Here is a 15682-nt window from a genome sequence, read left to right on the forward strand (position 1 = left end):
GGCCAGTTTACGTGGGCTTGCTGGCGCCGCGCCCCGCGAGGGAGGCACCGTGGTCGCCGGCGAAGCGCTCGACCGTGGCATCCAGCGTCGGATCCTCACCACGGGCGAGTCCCGCGTACTCGATCCTCACGTTGGGGCCTTGAACTGTCGCCTTCACCCACATGCGGCGGCGGGGCACGAACAGGGCAGCGAGCAGCCCCGCGACGGCGATCGAAGCGAACACGAGAACCCACGTCGCCCCGGCGTCTCGGTGGATCGACAGCGAGACGAACCGCTTGACCGGCTCGCCCGTGGGGGTCACGGCGGAATCGTCTTCGAAGGTGACGGTTCCGCGGCCGCCGGGGATCTCTGCGGTTTCGCCCGGCAGCAGCCGGATCGAGTCGACACCGGTGGTTCCGCCGGTGAGCTGTGTCATGTCCGTCGTGTCGAGGGCGTACACCGAGCGCGGGATGCCGCCGTCGATGCCGAGATCCCCCTCGAACACGTTGAAGGTCAACTCCGGGTAGACCAGTGCTGGCCATCCCGAGGTGAGGGCCCCGGTCTCGAGCTCCGCGACCGTCGGGTAGAAGAAGCCGACGAGCCCGAGCTGCTCAGGTAGTCCGTCGGGCACCTTGACGACGCCGAGCGAGGTGAGGTTCCGGTCCTGCGGCAGGAAGGGAACGGATGCCGAGTAGACGACCTCGCCGTCGGGAGCGCGAACCGTGATGGTCGGCGCGTATCCGTTGCCCATGAGGAAGATTCGATCGCCCGCGACATCGAGCGGATGGTTCACCCGCACCTCTCCGGCTGTCGGGTCCTCGCCTGCGCGTTGGGTGGTGAGTCGCGCGACGAAGTCTCCGGCCTGACCGGCGCCGCTTTCGTCGGGAGCGACGTAGCTGACGCTGAACTCGTCGAGCGTTATCGCATAGGGAACGAGGGAGTTCTCGTCGACGAAGCGGCCGGGGTTGAACGAGGAGTAATCAACGAGCGCGTTCGTGAACGTGTCACCCTGGATGATGACGGTCTGGCCGGTGTAGGTGAAGCCTCCGCCGACTCCGACCGCGATGAGAACGCCCACGAGCGCGCCGTGGAAGATGAGGTTCCCGGTCTCTTTCAGGTAGCCGCGCTCTGCCGAGACACTGAAGCTCGAGGCGCCCCGACGATCGGTGTCGTACCGCTCGGTGCGGTAACCACCGCGGCGCAGCTGCTGCTCGGCGAGAGCCACAGCGGCGGCCGCATAGGCTGCGGGGTCGGCATCCGCCCCTTCGATCAACGTCTCGCGATACGTCGAGAGCCGCTCGAGACGTGCAGGAGTGCGCGGGGGCCGGGCCCGCAGCGCCTTCCAGTGGTGCTGCGTGCGCGGGATGACACATCCGATGAGCGAGATGAACAACAGGATGTAGATCGCCGAGAACCAGGCCGACGTGTACACGTCGAACAGTTGGAGCCCGTCGAGGATCGGCGCGAGGTCGGGGTTGTCGGTGAAGTACTGCGTCACGCCGTTGGGATCGGCACTGCGCTGGGGTACGAGCGACCCCGGGATCGCCGCGATTGCGAGCAGCAGAAGCAGGAGCAGCGCCGTGCGCATGCTGGTGAGCTGGCGCCATCCCCACCGCGCCCATCCGACGACGCCGAGCGCGGGCGAGTTGACGGTGTTGGCGGGGGCCGGACCACCGGCATCCGTGCCGTCGGCCGCAGCATCGGCGTGATCGGCGGGGCGAAGCGGATCGACGGTCACGTCATCAGAGCGGGAGGGGGACATTGATGAGCACCCCCTGGAGCGAGATCATGAGCGTCGTCCAGACGCCGGTGAGCATGAGGATGCCGAGCAGCACCAGCAGGATGCCGCCGGCGATGTTGATCGCGCGGATGTGGCGTCGCAGGAACGCGACTGCCGTGGTTGCCCAGCCGAGGCCGAGTGCGAGCAGCACGAAGGGGATGCCGAGTCCGAGCGAGTACGTGAGGCCGAGGAGGGCTGCGCGCCCGGGGTCGCCGAAATTCCAGGACAGCGCGGTGATCGCGGCCAGGGTCGGGCCGATGCACGGAGCCCAGCCGAGGCCGAGCGCGAGACCCAGCAGGGGGGCGCCGATGAGGCCGATATTGCCGCGTACCTGCGGTTTGATCGTGCGCTGCGCGAAGCCGAACAGCCCGATGAAGACGAGGCCGAGCAGGATGATGACACCACCGAGGATGCGGGTGATGAGGTCGCCATACCGGAGGAAGAACTGGCCGAGCGCACCACCGAGGATCGTGATCGCCATGAATACGACGGTGAAGCCTGCGATGAACAGCGAAACCCCGCCGAGGAGACGCGCCCGGCTCGGGACCGCGATCCCCTGGTCGTTGCGGGTCGAGGTGACTGAGCCACCGATGAACCCGAGGTAGCCGGGGACGAGGGGAAGGACGCAGGGCGAGAGAAAGGATAGGACGCCCGCCGCCAACGCGATCGGGACGGCAACCCAGAGGGCTCCCCCTCCGATCAGGTCGGTGACGTTCATCCGTTCTCCGCGAGCGTTTCCTTCACGAGAGTCGTGAGGATGGACGAGCTCGAGAGCGCGCCGATGACCCGAGCAGCGACGCGGCCTTCGGGGTCGATGACAAGCGTGACGGGGGTCGCGTTCAAGGGGGTCGCGTCCGCGAACGCGAGCTTGAGTTCGCGGTCGCCGACCGAGATGAGGCTCGGATAGCTGACGCCGTTGTCTTCGGCGAACGATCGCGCCGTCGGCGCCTCGTCGGCAGTGTTCAGACCGAGGAACGCGACATCGGCCCCGCCGACCTCCTCGTAGGCGGCCTCGAGTTCGGGCGCCTCGACGATGCACGGCGCGCATGCGGCGTACCAGAAGTTCACCACGAGCACCTGACCGCGGTAGTCCTCGCTGGTCACCGTCTCGCCGGTATCGGTGACGCCCGAGAAGTTCAGCGGCGCGGAGCGTTGGTCGATGGGAATCGCGACGGCTTCCATTCCGTTCTGCGCGATGAAGCCCTTGTTGTCACCCGCCCGGTACTGGTCGGCGAGCGGATCGGCGGTGCACCCGGCGAGCACTCCGCCCACCGCGAGGACGCCAACCAGCGCGAGAGCGACGGATGCCGACCTGCGGCCACGGCGAATCGTCACGTCACACCGCCCCGACGTCGATGGCGCCCGATGTCGCTGCGGGCTCGACATAGTCGACCTCGACCCACCCGTCGGCTGACCGCTCGAAACTCGTCACGCTCGACAGCGCGCACCGGCGGTGCCGCGGATCGTGCTGCGTCGGAAGCCCGGCAACTGCAAGGTGGGTCACCCAGATAGGGAGCTGATGGGAGACCACGACCACGTCGCCGTCGTCTGCCTCACCCCAGGCATCCGTCATCGCGGCATCCATACGGGCGACGACCTGCGCGTAGGGCTCACCCCAGCTGGGCACCGCGGGGCGAGCGAGGTACCGCCAGTTCAGCGGGTTCATCAGGGCGCGCTTCATGCGCTTGCCCTCGAAGACGTTGGTCGGCTCGATGACGCGCTCGTCGGTGGTGGCCCGCAGACCGAAACGGTCGATGAAGGGCTGGGCCGACTCCTGCGCCCGCTGCAGCGGGGACACGATGAGGGATGCCAGCGGGCGCTCGAGCCCGCCGATCCAGGCCGCAGCCTGCTCGGCCATCTGGCGCCCGTCGTCGCTCAGCCCGTACCCGGGGAGACGTCCGTACAGGACCCGATTCGGGTTGAAGACCTCCCCGTGACGCACGAGATGGACACGGTCAGCGGGCACTCCCCCAGTCTACGTGGGGGTTCGCTTTGCGCGGGCTGAGAGCGCTCGCTGCTCTGCGACCGAGGGCTCAGTCCGCGGAGGGCTTGGGATCCCCTGCGCGCCGGTCGGCCACAAGCGTACGGATGCGAACGACGAGGAACCATGCAATCCCGACCACTACGGCGGCGATGACGACGTACTGGAGGATGTCGGCGTACCGCTCGATGACAGGCCAGGCCTCGCCGAGGAGGAAACCGGCAAGCACGAAGATGGTGTTCCACAGCGCGCTACCGGCGAACGTCAGCAGGCCGAACTTCCACAGCGGCATGCGGGTCACGCCCGCCGGGATCGAGATCAGACTGCGGAAGATCGGCACCATCCGCCCGAAGAAGACCGCCTTGCCACCGTGACGGTGAAACCACGCGACAGTGCGATCAATGTCATCCGGACGCAGTAGCGGGACCTTGGCCGCGATCGTGCGCAGTCTGTCCACGCCGAGCCAGGCGCCGATCCCGTAGAGCAGGAAGGCCCCCATGACCGAGCCGAGGGTCGTCCAGATCAGGGCCTCCGCAAGAGAGAACGACCCGCGGCTGGCCGAGAGACCCGCCATCGGCAGGATCACCTCGCTCGGCAGCGGCGGGAAGATGTTCTCGAGCGCGATCGCAAGACCTGCACCTGCGGGCCCGATGATCTCCATGAGCGAGACCGACCAGTCGATGAGGTGCGTCATCCAGGAGCCGTCTGGTGTCGCGGTGTGCACCCCACCACGGTACGGCCGCGAGGTTACAGCGGGCTGGACGCCGCCTGTGTAGGGCGGCTCGGGTCAGGTGCCCGCCCAGACCAGAACGGCACCGATCAGCCACAGCGCAACGATCAGGACGAACGCCGTGATCGGAATCCAGAACGAGATCCGGCGCAGCACGATCATGACGATCGAGCCGGCGAGCGCGACGAGGAAGACGACCCACGGGGAGAGCACCGCGACCCAGATACCGATGGTCATGACGTTGAAATTGCACCCGGTCGCCGAGCACGAGTCCGACGCAAAGGTCAGGAACGCCCCGAAAATGGATGCCGTCACCGCCGCTGCAGCCAAGAGAAGAAACAGCACGATCGAGACGATCAGATCCGCCCAGCGCAGGGGGCGGCGCGGCTTGCGGGGGCGAGGCGCGACCGGCGCCTCGGACTCTGCCGCGTCGCCCTCCGGCGCCTCGGACGCGGTGTCCGTCTCGCCCGGCACGTCGGCGTGCTCTGCCCGCGGGGGCTCCTGCACGCGGAACGTGCTGGGATCCATGCGGAAGACGGGATCTTTCGGGTCGCTCACGGGCCCATCCTAGGGCGCAGGGGGTTCCGGCCGCACCGGCCCGTAGACTGGGCGCTCGTGAGTGAACGCGTCCTGGTGAACCAGCTGAAGCAACTGCCCGCGGGCTCCGTCTCCGTTTCCGGATGGGTCGAGACGGTGCGCGACCAGAAGAAGGTGCAGTTCGTCATCCTGCGCGATGAGACAGGCGCCGTCCAGTTGGTCAATCCCGCGACCCGCGAACTTCCCGAGGATGCCGACGATACGGCTCACGCGGCGCTTGCGTTGACGGAGACCATCTCGGCTCTCTCGACCGGCACCTTCCTCACCGTCACCGGGGAACTCAAGCACGACGAACGCGTCAAGCTCGGAGGTGTCGAGATCAAGATCCACACTCTCGAGATCGCCGCGGCATCCGACCCCGAGACACCCATCGCCGCCGACAGCGGACTCGACAAGCGCATGGACTGGCGCTTCATCGATCTGCGTCAGGCCCGCAACAACCTGATCTTCCGCGTGCAGACCACCCTCGAGCACGCGATGCGCAGCTACTGGATCGAGCGCGACTACATCGAGATCCACTCCCCCAAGCTCATGTCGAGCCCCGCCGAATCGCGTGCGGAGCTGTTCCAGCTGGAGTACTTCGGAGACCAGACCGCCTACCTCGCGCAGAGCCCCCAACACTTCAAGCAGATGGCGCAGGCCGCGGGCTTTGGCAAGGTGTTCGAGATCGCCGACGCCTTCCGCGCCGACCCCAGCTTCACGAGCCGCCACGCCACCGAGTTCACCTCCATCGACGCGGAGATCAGCTGGGTCGAGTCCCACGAAGACGTCGCGCGGATGCAAGAAGAGCTGCTTCAGACCGCGATCGCCGCCGTCAAAGAGAAGCACGGCGCCGAGATCGAGGAGCTCTTCGGACTCGAGGTCACGGTTCCGACCCTGCCGTTCCCACGCATTCCGCTTGCCGAGGCCCGGTCGATCGTCGCATCCCGCGGCTACGAGATCCCCCGCGCTGACGGCGACCTCGACCCCGAGGGCGAACGCCAGCTGTCGGCGTACGTGAAGGAAACGTACGACCACGACTTCGTGTTCGTCACCGACTACCACCCCGAGATCCGGCCGTTCTACCACATGCGCGATCCCAGGACCGGGATGACCAAGAGCTACGACCTGCTCTACCGCGGCACCGAGATCACCACCGGCGCGCAGCGCGAGCACCGCGTCGAGGTCCTCGAGGCGCAGGCCACCGAGAAGGGCCTGGATGTCGCGGGGCTCGAGCACTATCTCGACTTCTTCCGCTACGGCGTTCCCCCGCACGGTGGTTTCGGGATGGGGCTCGCGCGCCTTCTCATGCTGCTGCTGGGCGAATCCTCCATCCGCGAAGTGACCTTCCTCTTCCGCGGCCCCACGCGCCTCGCGCCCTGAGCCGGTCACCGGTCACGCCTACGCTGGAGACATGACCGCGGCTTCGGCATCCGAGCTCACTCCCTCGAGCCCCGAGGGGACCCACAACTTTCGCGACGTCGGCGGTCTGCCCGTCATGTCGGGCGATCGTACGCGCGTCGGGGTTCTCTACAGGTCGGATGCCCTGAGCGACCTGACGCCTCGCGGCCTGGATCAACTGGCCGCGAGCGACATCGAGGTCGTCATCGACTTCCGTACCGACACCGAGAGGCAGATGGCGCCCGACCGGCTTCCCGCATCGCCGCCGCCGGGCGTTGTGCAACTGGGCGTGCTCGAAGGCGCAATGGCCGGGATGGCTCAAGAGGTCATGAAGTCCGCCTCGCAAGCGAGCGACCCGGAGGCGGTATCCCGCATCATCGAACGAGCGCTAGCCCAGATCCCCTCGCTGCCGGAACTGTACGTCTCGATGCTGCAACACGGCGCGAGCGCTTTCGCCGAGACTGCCCGGGCGGTAGCGCAGTCTGAGGCAGCAGTCCTCGTCCACTGCACCGCCGGCAAGGATCGCACCGGCGTCGCGATCGCGCTGATCCTCGAGGCGGTCGGAGTCGAGCGCCCGGCGATCGTCGAGGACTATGCGTCGTCGGAGCGTAACCTCGCCGGCCCCTGGACCGAGCGCATGTTCGGGATGCTGCAGGCGATGGGCATTCCGCGCACGCCCCCTCTCGACGATCTCGTCGCCGCGACACCGCCCGCAGCGATCGTCACCGCCCTGGAGTGGGTGGATTCCACCCATGGCGGCGCGGCAGGCTACCTACGCTCAGGCGGGCTGACGGATGCCGAACTCGACGCCCTGCGGCGGCGCCTGGTCTGAGGCCGTGAGCGCCGCGCCTAGATGACGAAGTCGACGGCGTGGCGGGAAGCCACGACGCTGCGGATGTAGGCTGCCACCTCCTGGTGCGCCGGATGCACCTGGTAGGCCTCGAGTGAGTCGAGATCATCGACATCCATGATGAGCACGACGTCCGCGTTGACGTCCGGATACTCGCTGTTGGCACCGGCCGATAGCGAGCGGATCTCGGGAACGACACCGACTAGGGCGCTCAGCCGCCGCGCGACCTCGCCGGCGTGCTCGGCGCGCGTGGCAGCATCGCCTGCAGCCATCGTCCACATGACCACGTGGCGCAGGGTCATCGCGACACCTCCTGGGCTCGCGATGCGGCATCCGCATCGCGCAGCGCGGCGGACAGCCGTGCAGCGTCCAGACGCCAATGCGCGTGCAGGTCGCCGTCGATGAGCACGACCGGGATCTTCTCCCACCACAGCTCTGAGAGGACCGGATCGTCTTGGATCGAGAGCTCCTCGACAGTTACCGCGTCGGCCTGGTCGTCGGGGAGGTCGGCGAGGACGTGGTCGATGACGCCACGCGCGACATCGCACAGGTGGCACCCGTCGCGGCCGATGAGAGTCACTGTCGTCACGGTGCCATCGTACGGGGGCGGGATCCTCCGAGGCTGCTGTGCGCTTCGCTCCCGGTTTGCGGGCGCACCCGGTGTTCCCCGTAGCGTGGAGGAAGGCCCCGGAGGGAGAACGGATGCTTGACCTACGCCCGCACGACTGGCGGCGCGCGACGGACGTTGTCGATGCGACGACAGCGACCCTTGGACCGTGGATGACATTCGCGATCGCCGTGGTCGTCGCGGTCGTGTCAGCCCTGGTGCTGACCACGATCGTTTCGGGGATCGTCAAGCTCGCGCTTCGGCGGCGCTCATGGGGTCAGAGTTTCGTTCGCCATGCGCGGCGGCCGTTTCGCACCATCGTCCTGATCATCGCCCTGTGGATCGCGATCGATAGATTCTTCCCGCTGGGACTTGCCGGCGGGGACGCGGCAACCAACACAGCCTGGGATGCCGTCATCGACCGCGTCGCGGCGATCGGTTCTATCGCGGCTGCAGCATGGCTGCTGATCGAACTCGTGCGATTCGCCACCGAGATGGCGCTCGGCCACTACCGGATCGATGTGCCCGACAACCGCATCGCTCGACGCATCCGCACCCAGGTGCTGATCCTGCGCCGCGTGGCCGTGGTGATCATCGTGATCATCGCCATCGGTGCGGCGCTGCTCACCTTCCCCGCGATCCAGGCGTTCGGAGCCAGCGTGCTGGCATCCGCCGGGATCGCCTCCATCGTCGCCGGTCTTGCCGCTCAGTCGGTGCTCGCGAACATGTTCGCCGGCATCCAGCTGGTCTTCAGTGAGGCCTTGCGTGTCGATGATGTCGTCGTCGCGGACGGCCAGTGGGGACGTGTCGGCGAGATCACCCTCAGCTATGTCGTCCTCGACCTCTGGGATGACCGCCGTCTCGTGCTGCCGTGCACATACTTCACCACGACGCCGTTCGAGAACTGGACCCGCAAGGGCAGCGAGCTGCTCGGAGCCGTTGAGCTCGACGTCGACTGGCGCATCTCCACAGCCCGCATGCGTGAACACCTGCAGCGCGTCGTCGGCGAGACCGAGCTGTGGGACGGCCGCACCGCGGTGCTCCAGGTGACAGAAGCCACCGGCGGAATGGTGCGGGTCCGCATCCTGGTCACCGCTGCGAACGCGGGAACGCTCTTCGACCTGCGGTGCCTGGTGCGCGAAGAGATGGTCGCCTGGGTGCGCCGCACGAATCCCGACGCCCTTCCGGTGCAGCGCGTCTTGGTCACGCAGCCTGCCGAGGAGACCGAAGCCGAGGGAACGAACACCGGCGCCGTGGAAGGTCTGTTCTCGGGGAGCGCGCAGGGAGAGGCCCGTGCCGCCCAGTACACCAACGCGATTCCGGTGCAGGATGACGGTCCCGACGAGGACTCGGAGGACGCCCGCAGCGGGTCGCCGAAGTAGGAGAAATCAGCAAGGTAGGACGATTCAGCCGCGAATCGGCCGACCTCGACGAAAAGTCCTACCTCGGTGCGGTCCTCAGCGCGGGCGTGCGCGGGCGAACGGATGCCGTCAGCGGCGTGAGCACAAACACGAAGCGCCCGTCCATTGGACAGGCGCTTGGTGTGGCTGCCGCAACTTACTTTTTGTTGCGGCGCTGGTGGCGAGTCTTGCGAAGCAGCTTGCGGTGCTTCTTCTTCGCCATGCGCTTGCGGCGCTTCTTGATGACAGAACCCACGGAAAACCTCACAATGTCGGGGTCTGGGCGTCGAACGCGGCGTGCGTTCTCGCCCGGGAACGGGCATGAATGGAAAAATGCCTCGGATCAGTCTAGCCGACGTCGGCGATGGGCCGCTGAAGGGCTGCTGTCACCGCGGACTCCGGCACGCGATAGCTGCGTCCGAACCGAACAGCCGGCAGCTCGCCACTGTGCACCAGCCGGTAGACGGTCATCTTCGATACCCGCATCAGGTCGGCGACTTCCGCGACCGTCAGGAAGCGCACGTCTGGCAGCTCTGCCATGGCCTCCCCTTCCAATGCCCAGCCCGCCGGCATCACAAACCGGCGGTAGCGAACACTCTAGAGCCTGCGCGAGACGCGTGTAAACCGGTGTGACCCGTGTGACGTGAGTGGTTACCGGCCAGGAAGCTTCCGCCAGGCGTTGGTGACGGCGTACCGGGCGGATGCCGCGGCGCGGCCCACCGCCTCGGCCGCGTGCGCCGCCGACTCCGACAGCGCCGCCGGCAGCTCGATCTCGAGGTCATCTTCGGTCGTCAGGAACGGCACCAGCCAATCGTCGACTTCGTCGAGGGGTTCGGGTGACAGGCTGTAGTAGCGGTGCTGCCCTTCCTCCCGAACCGACACGAGGTGGGCATCCCGCAGCACCTTGAGGTGCTTGGAGACCGTGGGTTGGCTGACCCCGAGCTCGCTCACGATCTGGGACACACTCGTGCCCGAGTCGGACTCGGACTCGCGGTCGAGCAACAGCCGCAGGATGTCGCGCCGAGTTCCGTCTGCGATCACGTCGAAGATGTCCGCCATGTGTTCAGGGTAGTCGCGTGCGCGCCCGGCAGTAGCATGAGGGAGCGATCCGGCCGACAGGGCCGCCGGGATAGCCACCGAGCGAGACACCAGGGAGGGTGGGGATGTCCGAAGGCGTACGTGCGACGCCGCACCCCCTGCGCACCCTCGGGCACCGCCTGTTCGAGCTGTTTCGCACCGTCGCACAGAACTCGCCGTCGCGGTTCGCGATCTTCGTGTTCGTGGGCCTGATCCTCATCTTCACGGGGCTCTTCTCGCTGCCGATCGCCTCGGCGACAGGTGAGGTCACAGCGTTCGCTGACGCCCTGTTCACAGCGGTCTCCACGATCTGCGTGACCGGGCTTTCCACAGTGAACATGGCCACACAGTGGTCTCCGTTCGGACACGTGGTGATCTTCATCGGCGTTCAGATCGGCGCGATGGGAGTCCTCACCCTGGCCTCGATCCTCGGGCTCGTGATCTCGCGGCGGCTCGGACTGCGCGCGAAACTGCTCGCCGCCGGTGACACGAACCCACTCCGCAGCCACGGCGGACCGGTCAACGAGAGCCAGACGGTGCGGCTGGGCGAGATCGGATCGCTGCTGCGGGTTGTCGCGCTGTCGACCCTGGTCATCGAACTCGTCGTCGCCATCCTGCTCTATCCCGGGATGCTTGCATCGGGCATCGAATGGAACGTTGCGCTCTGGGAGGCTCCGTTCTACGCGGCCATGGCGTTCACGAACACCGGCTTCACCCCCAACGTCGAGGGTGTCGGCGCATTCGCCGACAACTACTGGGTCCTCACCGTCCTGATGGGTGGGGTCTTCCTCGGATCGATCGGGTTTCCGGTCATCTTCGCGCTGCGCCGCGAGCTCTGGCACATCCGCCGGTGGTCCCTGCACACCAAGCTCACGCTGATCACGACGACGACGCTCTTCTTTCTGGGCGGATTCGTGTTCCTCGGCTTGGAGTTCAACAACCCGGCGACGCTCGGAAGCCTGGATGCCGCTGATACGACGATGCAGTCGTTCTTCCTCTCGGCCATGACCCGTTCAGGCGGGTTCGCGGTTCTCGACATGTCGGAGCTGAACGGCTCGAGCCAGATCGTGGCGATGATGCTGATGTTCGTCGGCGGCGGCTCCGCCTCCACGGCAGGCGGGATCAAGGTGACCACGCTGGCGGTCATTGCGCTGGCCGTATGGTCGGAAGCCAAGGGCCGCAGTTCGACCCAGGTGTTCCGCCGCCGCATCCCGAGCGACGTGCTGCGGGTCGCGCTGTCGGTTCTCGCGTGGGGATCGACGATCGTCGCCCTCTCGACGGTGATCATCCTGCAGATCACGAAGGCTGACGTCGCCTCCGTGCTATTCGACGTCATCTCGGGCTTTGCAACGGTCGGCCTGTCGACCGGACTCACCGAACAGCTGCCCGACTCCGCGAAATACGTGTTGGCCGTGACGATCGTCATGGGGCGCGTTGGTACAGTGACACTCGCCGCGGCCGTGGCCGCGACATCCCGTTCGCAGCTGTATTCGCTGCCCGTGGAAAGGCCCATCGTTGGTTGAGCGCATCCGAAGCGACTCCCCCGTCCTCGTCATCGGGCTCGGACGGTTCGGCGCCGCCTGCGCCGGCGAGCTCGACCGTCTCGAGCGCGAGGTCCTCGCGATCGACGAGAGCCTCGAGCTCGTCCAGAAGTGGTCGGAGCGGGTCACACACACCGTGCAGGCAGATGCGCGCAACATCGACGCACTCAAGCAGATCGGCGCCCAGGAGTTTCAGGTGGCGGTCGTCGCCGTGGGTTCCTCGATCGAGGCGTCAGTGCTCATCACCGCTAACCTCGTCGACCTGAAGGTGCCGCAGATCTGGGCGAAAGCGGTATCCCAGTCGCACGGCAAGATCCTCGCTCGTGTGGGAGCGAACCACGTCATCTATCCCGAGCGGGAGGCCGGCGAGCGCGTCGCCCACCTCGTGAGCGGACGGATGCTGGACTTCATCCGTTTCGACGACGATTTCGTGCTCGCCAAGATGTACCCGCCGAAGTTCATCCGCGGCGTAGGTCTCAACGAGTCGGGAGTGCGCTCGAAGTACAACGTCACGGTGGTCGGCGTGAAGAGCCCCGGCAAGCCCTTCCGTTACGCGGAGGCGAACACGGTGGTGACCAACCACGACCTCATCATCGTGTCGGGCACGAACAGCGACATCGAGCGCTTCGCCGCCCTCGACCGCTAGACCTGCGCATCCGCACCAGAACACTGCGCGCCCGAGGACTTAGCGCAGCTGGGCGAAGGCCTCGACCCGGTCGGTCGGTCCGACGATCAGGATGCTGTCTCCGTGAGCGAGCACCGTCTCGTTGTCGGCGTTGAGCCACGTTTCCCCGGCGTGCTTGAAGGCGGTCACGGTTACGCCGTGCTTGCGACGAAGAACTGTCTGGCCGAGCGGGATGCCCACGATCAGATCGGGCGTCGTGATCTTGGCGAGTGAATAGCCCGGCTCGATTTCGAGGTAGTCCTTGGCGGCTCCGCGAACGAGGTGGGCCACGCGCCTGCCCATGTCCTTTTCGGGATAGATGACCCGGTGCACGCCGAGTTGCTCCAGGATGCGGCCGTGCTGGTCGTCAACGGCCTTGGCCCAGATCACCGGGACCTTGAGCTGGATGAGTAGGGATGCCGTGAGGATGGATGCCTTGAGGTCCTGACCGATCGCGATCACAACGCGATCGAACTCGTCGACGGCAAGCTGGCGCAGCACCTCCTCTTTGGTCGAGTCAGCACGCACGACCTGGGTGAGCTCACCGTTGTGGGATTGGACGAGATCCTCATCCGTGTCGATGCCGAGTACCTCGGTTCCGGCCGCCATCAGTTCCTTCGCGAGCGAGCTGCCGAAACGACCGAGGCCGATGACCGCCACCGAGTCTGCCTCGGCGATGCGGCGGGACGAATCGGCGAACAGAGCGAACCTAGCCAATTGCAGGCCTTTCCTTGGGGAGTTCGTACAGGATGCGCCGCTCGCGCAGCGCGAGCGCCGATCCGAGGGTGAGCGGGCCGAGGCGACCGAGGAACATGAGGATGATGAGGACGATATCGCCGCCGGGCGGGAGGTCGGCGGTGATCCCGGTACTGAGCCCCACCGTGGCGAAAGCGGAGATCGATTCGAAGAGGACCTCATCGAGGCCGTCGCCCGTCATGATCATGAGGGTGATGGTGCCGGTCATGACAGCACCGAGCGCGACGAGCACCACCGTGATCGCCTGCCGGTGCACGGCGCGCGAGAGGCGCTTGCCGAAGATGTTGACTGCCGCCTCGCCGCGCAGCTCGGTCCACATGATGAAGAACAACACCGCGAAGGTCGTCACCTTGATGCCACCCGCGGTGCCGGCAGGCCCGCCTCCGATGAACATCAAGACGTCCATCCCGAGCCAGGTCTCATCGTGCATCTGGCCGATGTCCACGGAGTTGAATCCGGCGGTGCGGGTTTGAACGGCGTGGAAGAACCCCATGAGGATGCGATCGGCCGGCGGGTAGGTGCCGAAGGTTCGGTCGTTGGACCATTCCAGCGCGGTGATGTAGACGGTCCCCGCCACGAGAAGGACGACGGTGCCCCACAGCATGATCCGCGTGTTCATGCTCCAGTGCAGGGGCTTTCGGAATTCCTTGCGCAGCTGCAGCAGAACGGGGAAGCCGAGACCCCCCAGGATCACGGCGCCGCAGATCGGCAGCACGATGAAAGGGTCAGCGGCGAACGGGATCAGATTGTCACTGTAGAGGGCGAATCCGGCGTTGTTGAACGATGAGACCGAGTGGAAAAGGGCGTGCCAGGCTGCCTCCCCGATTCCGTAGTCGTACTCGAACAGAAACCGCGGGAACAGGAACGCGAACACAACGGCTTCGATCGTCAGGGACATGAGCACGATCCCGCGGACCAGCCCCTTCACGTCCCGGGTCGAGAGGGCTCGCGCTTCGACCGCCGCCGTCATCCGCGCGCGCATGCTGAATCTCCGCGCGATGAGCAGTCCGACGAGCGAGGCGAAGATCATGATCCCGAGGCCACCCAGCTGGATGAGCAGCATGATCACGGCGAGGCCGAAGCCGCTCCAATGTGTGGCGGTGTCGAGGACGGTGAGTCCGGTCACACACACCGCTGAGGTGGCGGTGAACAGGGCGTCGACGATGCCCGTGGACCGGCCGTCAGCCGCCGAGAACGGCAGAAGCAGCAGAGCCGTGCCGGCAAGGATCGCACCGGCAAAGCCGAACACGATCGCCTGGGCCGGGTGGGGTCGCCACCAGCCTCGTCGCGTCGACGACGTCAACGCCGCGCGGGAAGTCACGAACGAGAAGCATACGCCGGTGCCACACCCGCCGCGCGGGATTGCCCCGGTACACCCGTTCTTGTCGGGACCGCGGTGTCAGGAAGCTCCGGCGGCGAGTTCCCGCGAGCGCACGAGCGCGGCATCCGTCGCCCGTCCGAAGAGCGCACCCAGGTCGGCATCCTGGAGCACGGCGATCGCCCGCTCTGTCGTGCCATTCGGGCTGGTCACCTGGCGGCGCAACTCCCTCGGGTCCTCGCCGGATGCCTCGAGCAGCGCGCACGCGCCGATGAAGGTCTGTTCAACGAGCAGCCGCGCCTGGTCGGAAGAGAAGCCCTTGCTCTCGGCTGCACGGGCGAGTTCCTCGATGAGGAGGTACACGTACGCCGGCCCCGACCCCGAGATGGTGCCCAGCGCGTCGATCTGCTCCTCGTCAAGGTCTACGACGACGCCGACGGTTTCGAACAGGGCACGCACTGTCGCGCGGTCCGCGTCGCTCGCGCGCGAGCCGACCGCGAGTCCCGTGACTGCCTGACCCACCAGCGCCGGCGTGTTCGGCATGGATCGCAGCACAGCAACCCCTTCGGGAAGAAGCGCCTCGTAGGTCGCTGTCGTCACCCCTGCCGCCAGACTCACGACGATCGCCCCGGGGCGCAGCGAGGGAGCGATCTCGCGGAGCAGGTCGGGGACCATCGCGGGCTTGACGCCGATGAGGATCACGTCGGCTTCGGCGGCCGACAGGCGGTTGCGCTCCGGGTACTCATCAAGCGCGTAGCTGCGGATACCCGGGACGTCGGAGAGAAGGGCGGCTTTCTGCCCCGAGCGGTTGGTCGCGATGACGCCTGCTGTGCCGGATGCGGCGACGCCGCGCGCGACCGCACCCCCCATCGAACCAGCTCCGAGGACGGCGACGACGAGAGAAGGTGCAGAGGAGGCCATGGCGTCATCCTAGGCGCGCACGTTCTGCCAATTTTCACGCTCGGCGTATCCCTCCCCGTGGTGAGAGCGAGCTATCGTCGGAGGAGTCGGCGCAACGTCCG

At 66.8% G+C, this 15682-nt stretch carries 19 protein-coding genes; 5 read left to right on the top strand and 14 right to left on the bottom strand.

Annotated features, from left to right (window positions below; translation table 11 throughout):
• Positions 1-7 precede the first annotated feature (7 nt).
• The 6 genes from resB to MICSW_RS12675 all read right to left on the bottom strand — a co-directional run bounded on the left by resB (position 8) and on the right by MICSW_RS12675 (position 5028).
• Positions 8-1741: a cytochrome c biogenesis protein ResB gene (gene resB / locus MICSW_RS12650; RefSeq protein WP_464496150.1), complete on the bottom strand. Its 1734-nt coding sequence runs from the start codon at positions 1739-1741 to the stop codon at positions 8-10.
• Positions 1722-2477 (bottom strand): cytochrome c biogenesis CcdA family protein, encoded by a 756-nt coding sequence (locus tag MICSW_RS12655; protein ID WP_464496151.1) that lies wholly within the window; start codon positions 2475-2477, stop codon positions 1722-1724. The genes resB and MICSW_RS12655 overlap by 20 nt, the downstream gene beginning before the upstream one ends.
• Positions 2474-3094, bottom strand: coding sequence for a TlpA family protein disulfide reductase (locus MICSW_RS12660; protein ID WP_464496154.1), 621 nt, complete (start codon positions 3092-3094; stop codon positions 2474-2476). Before MICSW_RS12660 ends, MICSW_RS12655 begins: the two co-directional genes overlap by 4 nt.
• Position 3095: 1 nt before the next feature.
• The gene (locus MICSW_RS12665) at positions 3096-3725 is read right to left on the bottom strand and encodes a histidine phosphatase family protein (RefSeq protein ID WP_292728946.1); all 630 of its coding nucleotides are present in this window, start codon (positions 3723-3725) and stop codon (positions 3096-3098) included.
• A 67-nt stretch (positions 3726-3792) separates the two neighbouring features.
• Positions 3793-4401 (bottom strand): DedA family protein, encoded by a 609-nt coding sequence (locus tag MICSW_RS12670; RefSeq protein ID WP_464498380.1) that lies wholly within the window; start codon positions 4399-4401, stop codon positions 3793-3795.
• Positions 4402-4527: 126 nt separating this feature from the next.
• Positions 4528-5028 (bottom strand): DUF6264 family protein, encoded by a 501-nt coding sequence (locus MICSW_RS12675; RefSeq protein ID WP_464496157.1) that lies wholly within the window; start codon positions 5026-5028, stop codon positions 4528-4530.
• Between the two features lie 57 nt (positions 5029-5085).
• Here MICSW_RS12675 and aspS point away from each other — a divergent pair, with 57 nt between their 5' ends.
• Together aspS and MICSW_RS12685 are read left to right on the top strand one after the other, a co-directional pair.
• Positions 5086-6429 carry an aspartate--tRNA(Asn) ligase gene (gene aspS, locus MICSW_RS12680; RefSeq protein ID WP_292727561.1) on the top strand — a complete coding sequence of 448 codons (1344 nt, stop codon included), beginning with the start codon at positions 5086-5088 and terminating at the stop codon, positions 6427-6429.
• Positions 6430-6460: 31 nt separating this feature from the next.
• A complete protein-coding gene (locus MICSW_RS12685; RefSeq protein WP_464496160.1) occupies positions 6461-7279 on the top strand; it encodes a tyrosine-protein phosphatase in 819 nt (272 codons plus the stop codon).
• Between the two features lie 17 nt (positions 7280-7296).
• On the opposite strand, the gene MICSW_RS12690 is transcribed toward MICSW_RS12685, so the two are convergent.
• Positions 7297-7599 carry a Dabb family protein gene (locus MICSW_RS12690; protein ID WP_228177861.1) on the bottom strand — a complete coding sequence of 101 codons (303 nt, stop codon included), beginning with the start codon at positions 7597-7599 and terminating at the stop codon, positions 7297-7299.
• Positions 7596-7886, bottom strand: a complete 291-nt coding sequence (locus tag MICSW_RS12695; protein WP_464496161.1) for a glutaredoxin family protein — start codon at positions 7884-7886, stop codon at positions 7596-7598. The genes MICSW_RS12690 and MICSW_RS12695 overlap by 4 nt, the downstream gene beginning before the upstream one ends.
• Before the next feature lie 191 nt (positions 7887-8077).
• On the opposite strand from MICSW_RS12695, the gene MICSW_RS12700 reads away from it, so the two are divergent.
• Complete coding sequence (locus MICSW_RS12700; protein ID WP_464498384.1) at positions 8078-9286, top strand: mechanosensitive ion channel family protein; 1209 nt, start codon at positions 8078-8080, stop codon at positions 9284-9286.
• Between the two features lie 175 nt (positions 9287-9461).
• On the opposite strand, the gene MICSW_RS12705 is transcribed toward MICSW_RS12700, so the two are convergent.
• From MICSW_RS12705 to MICSW_RS12715, 3 genes are all read right to left on the bottom strand, one after another.
• Positions 9462-9560 carry a 30S ribosomal protein bS22 gene (locus MICSW_RS12705; RefSeq protein ID WP_003792170.1) on the bottom strand — a complete coding sequence of 33 codons (99 nt, stop codon included), beginning with the start codon at positions 9558-9560 and terminating at the stop codon, positions 9462-9464.
• Positions 9561-9652: 92 nt separating this feature from the next.
• Positions 9653-9844, bottom strand: a complete 192-nt coding sequence (locus MICSW_RS12710) for a helix-turn-helix domain-containing protein (RefSeq protein WP_195692293.1) — start codon at positions 9842-9844, stop codon at positions 9653-9655.
• A 111-nt stretch (positions 9845-9955) separates the two neighbouring features.
• Positions 9956-10363 carry an ArsR/SmtB family transcription factor gene (locus tag MICSW_RS12715; protein WP_228177858.1) on the bottom strand — a complete coding sequence of 136 codons (408 nt, stop codon included), beginning with the start codon at positions 10361-10363 and terminating at the stop codon, positions 9956-9958.
• Between the two features lie 104 nt (positions 10364-10467).
• Between MICSW_RS12715 and MICSW_RS12720 the strand changes: the two genes are divergently transcribed.
• Entirely contained in the window at positions 10468-11904 is a 1437-nt protein-coding gene (locus MICSW_RS12720; protein ID WP_464496162.1) for a TrkH family potassium uptake protein, read from the top strand.
• Positions 11897-12568, top strand: a complete 672-nt coding sequence (locus MICSW_RS12725; protein WP_195692296.1) for a potassium channel family protein — start codon at positions 11897-11899, stop codon at positions 12566-12568. Before MICSW_RS12720 ends, MICSW_RS12725 begins: the two co-directional genes overlap by 8 nt.
• 39 nt (positions 12569-12607) lie before the next feature.
• On the opposite strand, the gene MICSW_RS12730 is transcribed toward MICSW_RS12725, so the two are convergent.
• The 3 genes from MICSW_RS12730 to proC all read right to left on the bottom strand — a co-directional run bounded on the left by MICSW_RS12730 (position 12608) and on the right by proC (position 15581).
• A complete protein-coding gene (locus MICSW_RS12730) occupies positions 12608-13303 on the bottom strand; it encodes a potassium channel family protein (protein WP_228177856.1) in 696 nt (231 codons plus the stop codon).
• Positions 13296-14663 (bottom strand): TrkH family potassium uptake protein, encoded by a 1368-nt coding sequence (locus MICSW_RS12735; RefSeq protein WP_228177855.1) that lies wholly within the window; start codon positions 14661-14663, stop codon positions 13296-13298. The genes MICSW_RS12730 and MICSW_RS12735 overlap by 8 nt, the downstream gene beginning before the upstream one ends.
• Before the next feature lie 78 nt (positions 14664-14741).
• A complete protein-coding gene (gene proC, locus MICSW_RS12740; RefSeq protein WP_464496163.1) occupies positions 14742-15581 on the bottom strand; it encodes a pyrroline-5-carboxylate reductase in 840 nt (279 codons plus the stop codon).
• Positions 15582-15682: the final 101 nt, after the last annotated feature.

This window comes from Microbacterium sp. SW12, from assembly GCF_055391095.1.

Bases quoted from the DNA above. Each gene is read 5' to 3' on its own strand.
- MICSW_RS12655 (WP_464496151.1), bottom strand. From the start codon at position 2,477: ATGAACGTCACCGACCTGATCGGAGGGGGAGCCCTCTGGGTTGCCGTC.
- MICSW_RS12690 (WP_228177861.1), bottom strand. From the start codon at position 7,599: ATGACCCTGCGCCACGTGGTCATGTGGACGATGGCTGCAGGCGATGCT.
- MICSW_RS12710 (WP_195692293.1), bottom strand. From the start codon at position 9,844: ATGGCAGAGCTGCCAGACGTGCGCTTCCTGACGGTCGCGGAAGTCGCC.
- MICSW_RS12720 (WP_464496162.1), top strand. From the start codon at position 10,468: ATGTCCGAAGGCGTACGTGCGACGCCGCACCCCCTGCGCACCCTCGGG.
- proC (WP_464496163.1), bottom strand. From the start codon at position 15,581: ATGGCCTCCTCTGCACCTTCTCTCGTCGTCGCCGTCCTCGGAGCTGGT.
- MICSW_RS12700 (WP_464498384.1), top strand. From the start codon at position 8,078: ATGACATTCGCGATCGCCGTGGTCGTCGCGGTCGTGTCAGCCCTGGTG.
- MICSW_RS12670 (WP_464498380.1), bottom strand. From the start codon at position 4,401: ATGGAGATCATCGGGCCCGCAGGTGCAGGTCTTGCGATCGCGCTCGAG.
- MICSW_RS12685 (WP_464496160.1), top strand. From the start codon at position 6,461: ATGACCGCGGCTTCGGCATCCGAGCTCACTCCCTCGAGCCCCGAGGGG.
- resB (WP_464496150.1), bottom strand. From the start codon at position 1,741: ATGTCCCCCTCCCGCTCTGATGACGTGACCGTCGATCCGCTTCGCCCC.
- MICSW_RS12715 (WP_228177858.1), bottom strand. From the start codon at position 10,363: ATGGCGGACATCTTCGACGTGATCGCAGACGGAACTCGGCGCGACATC.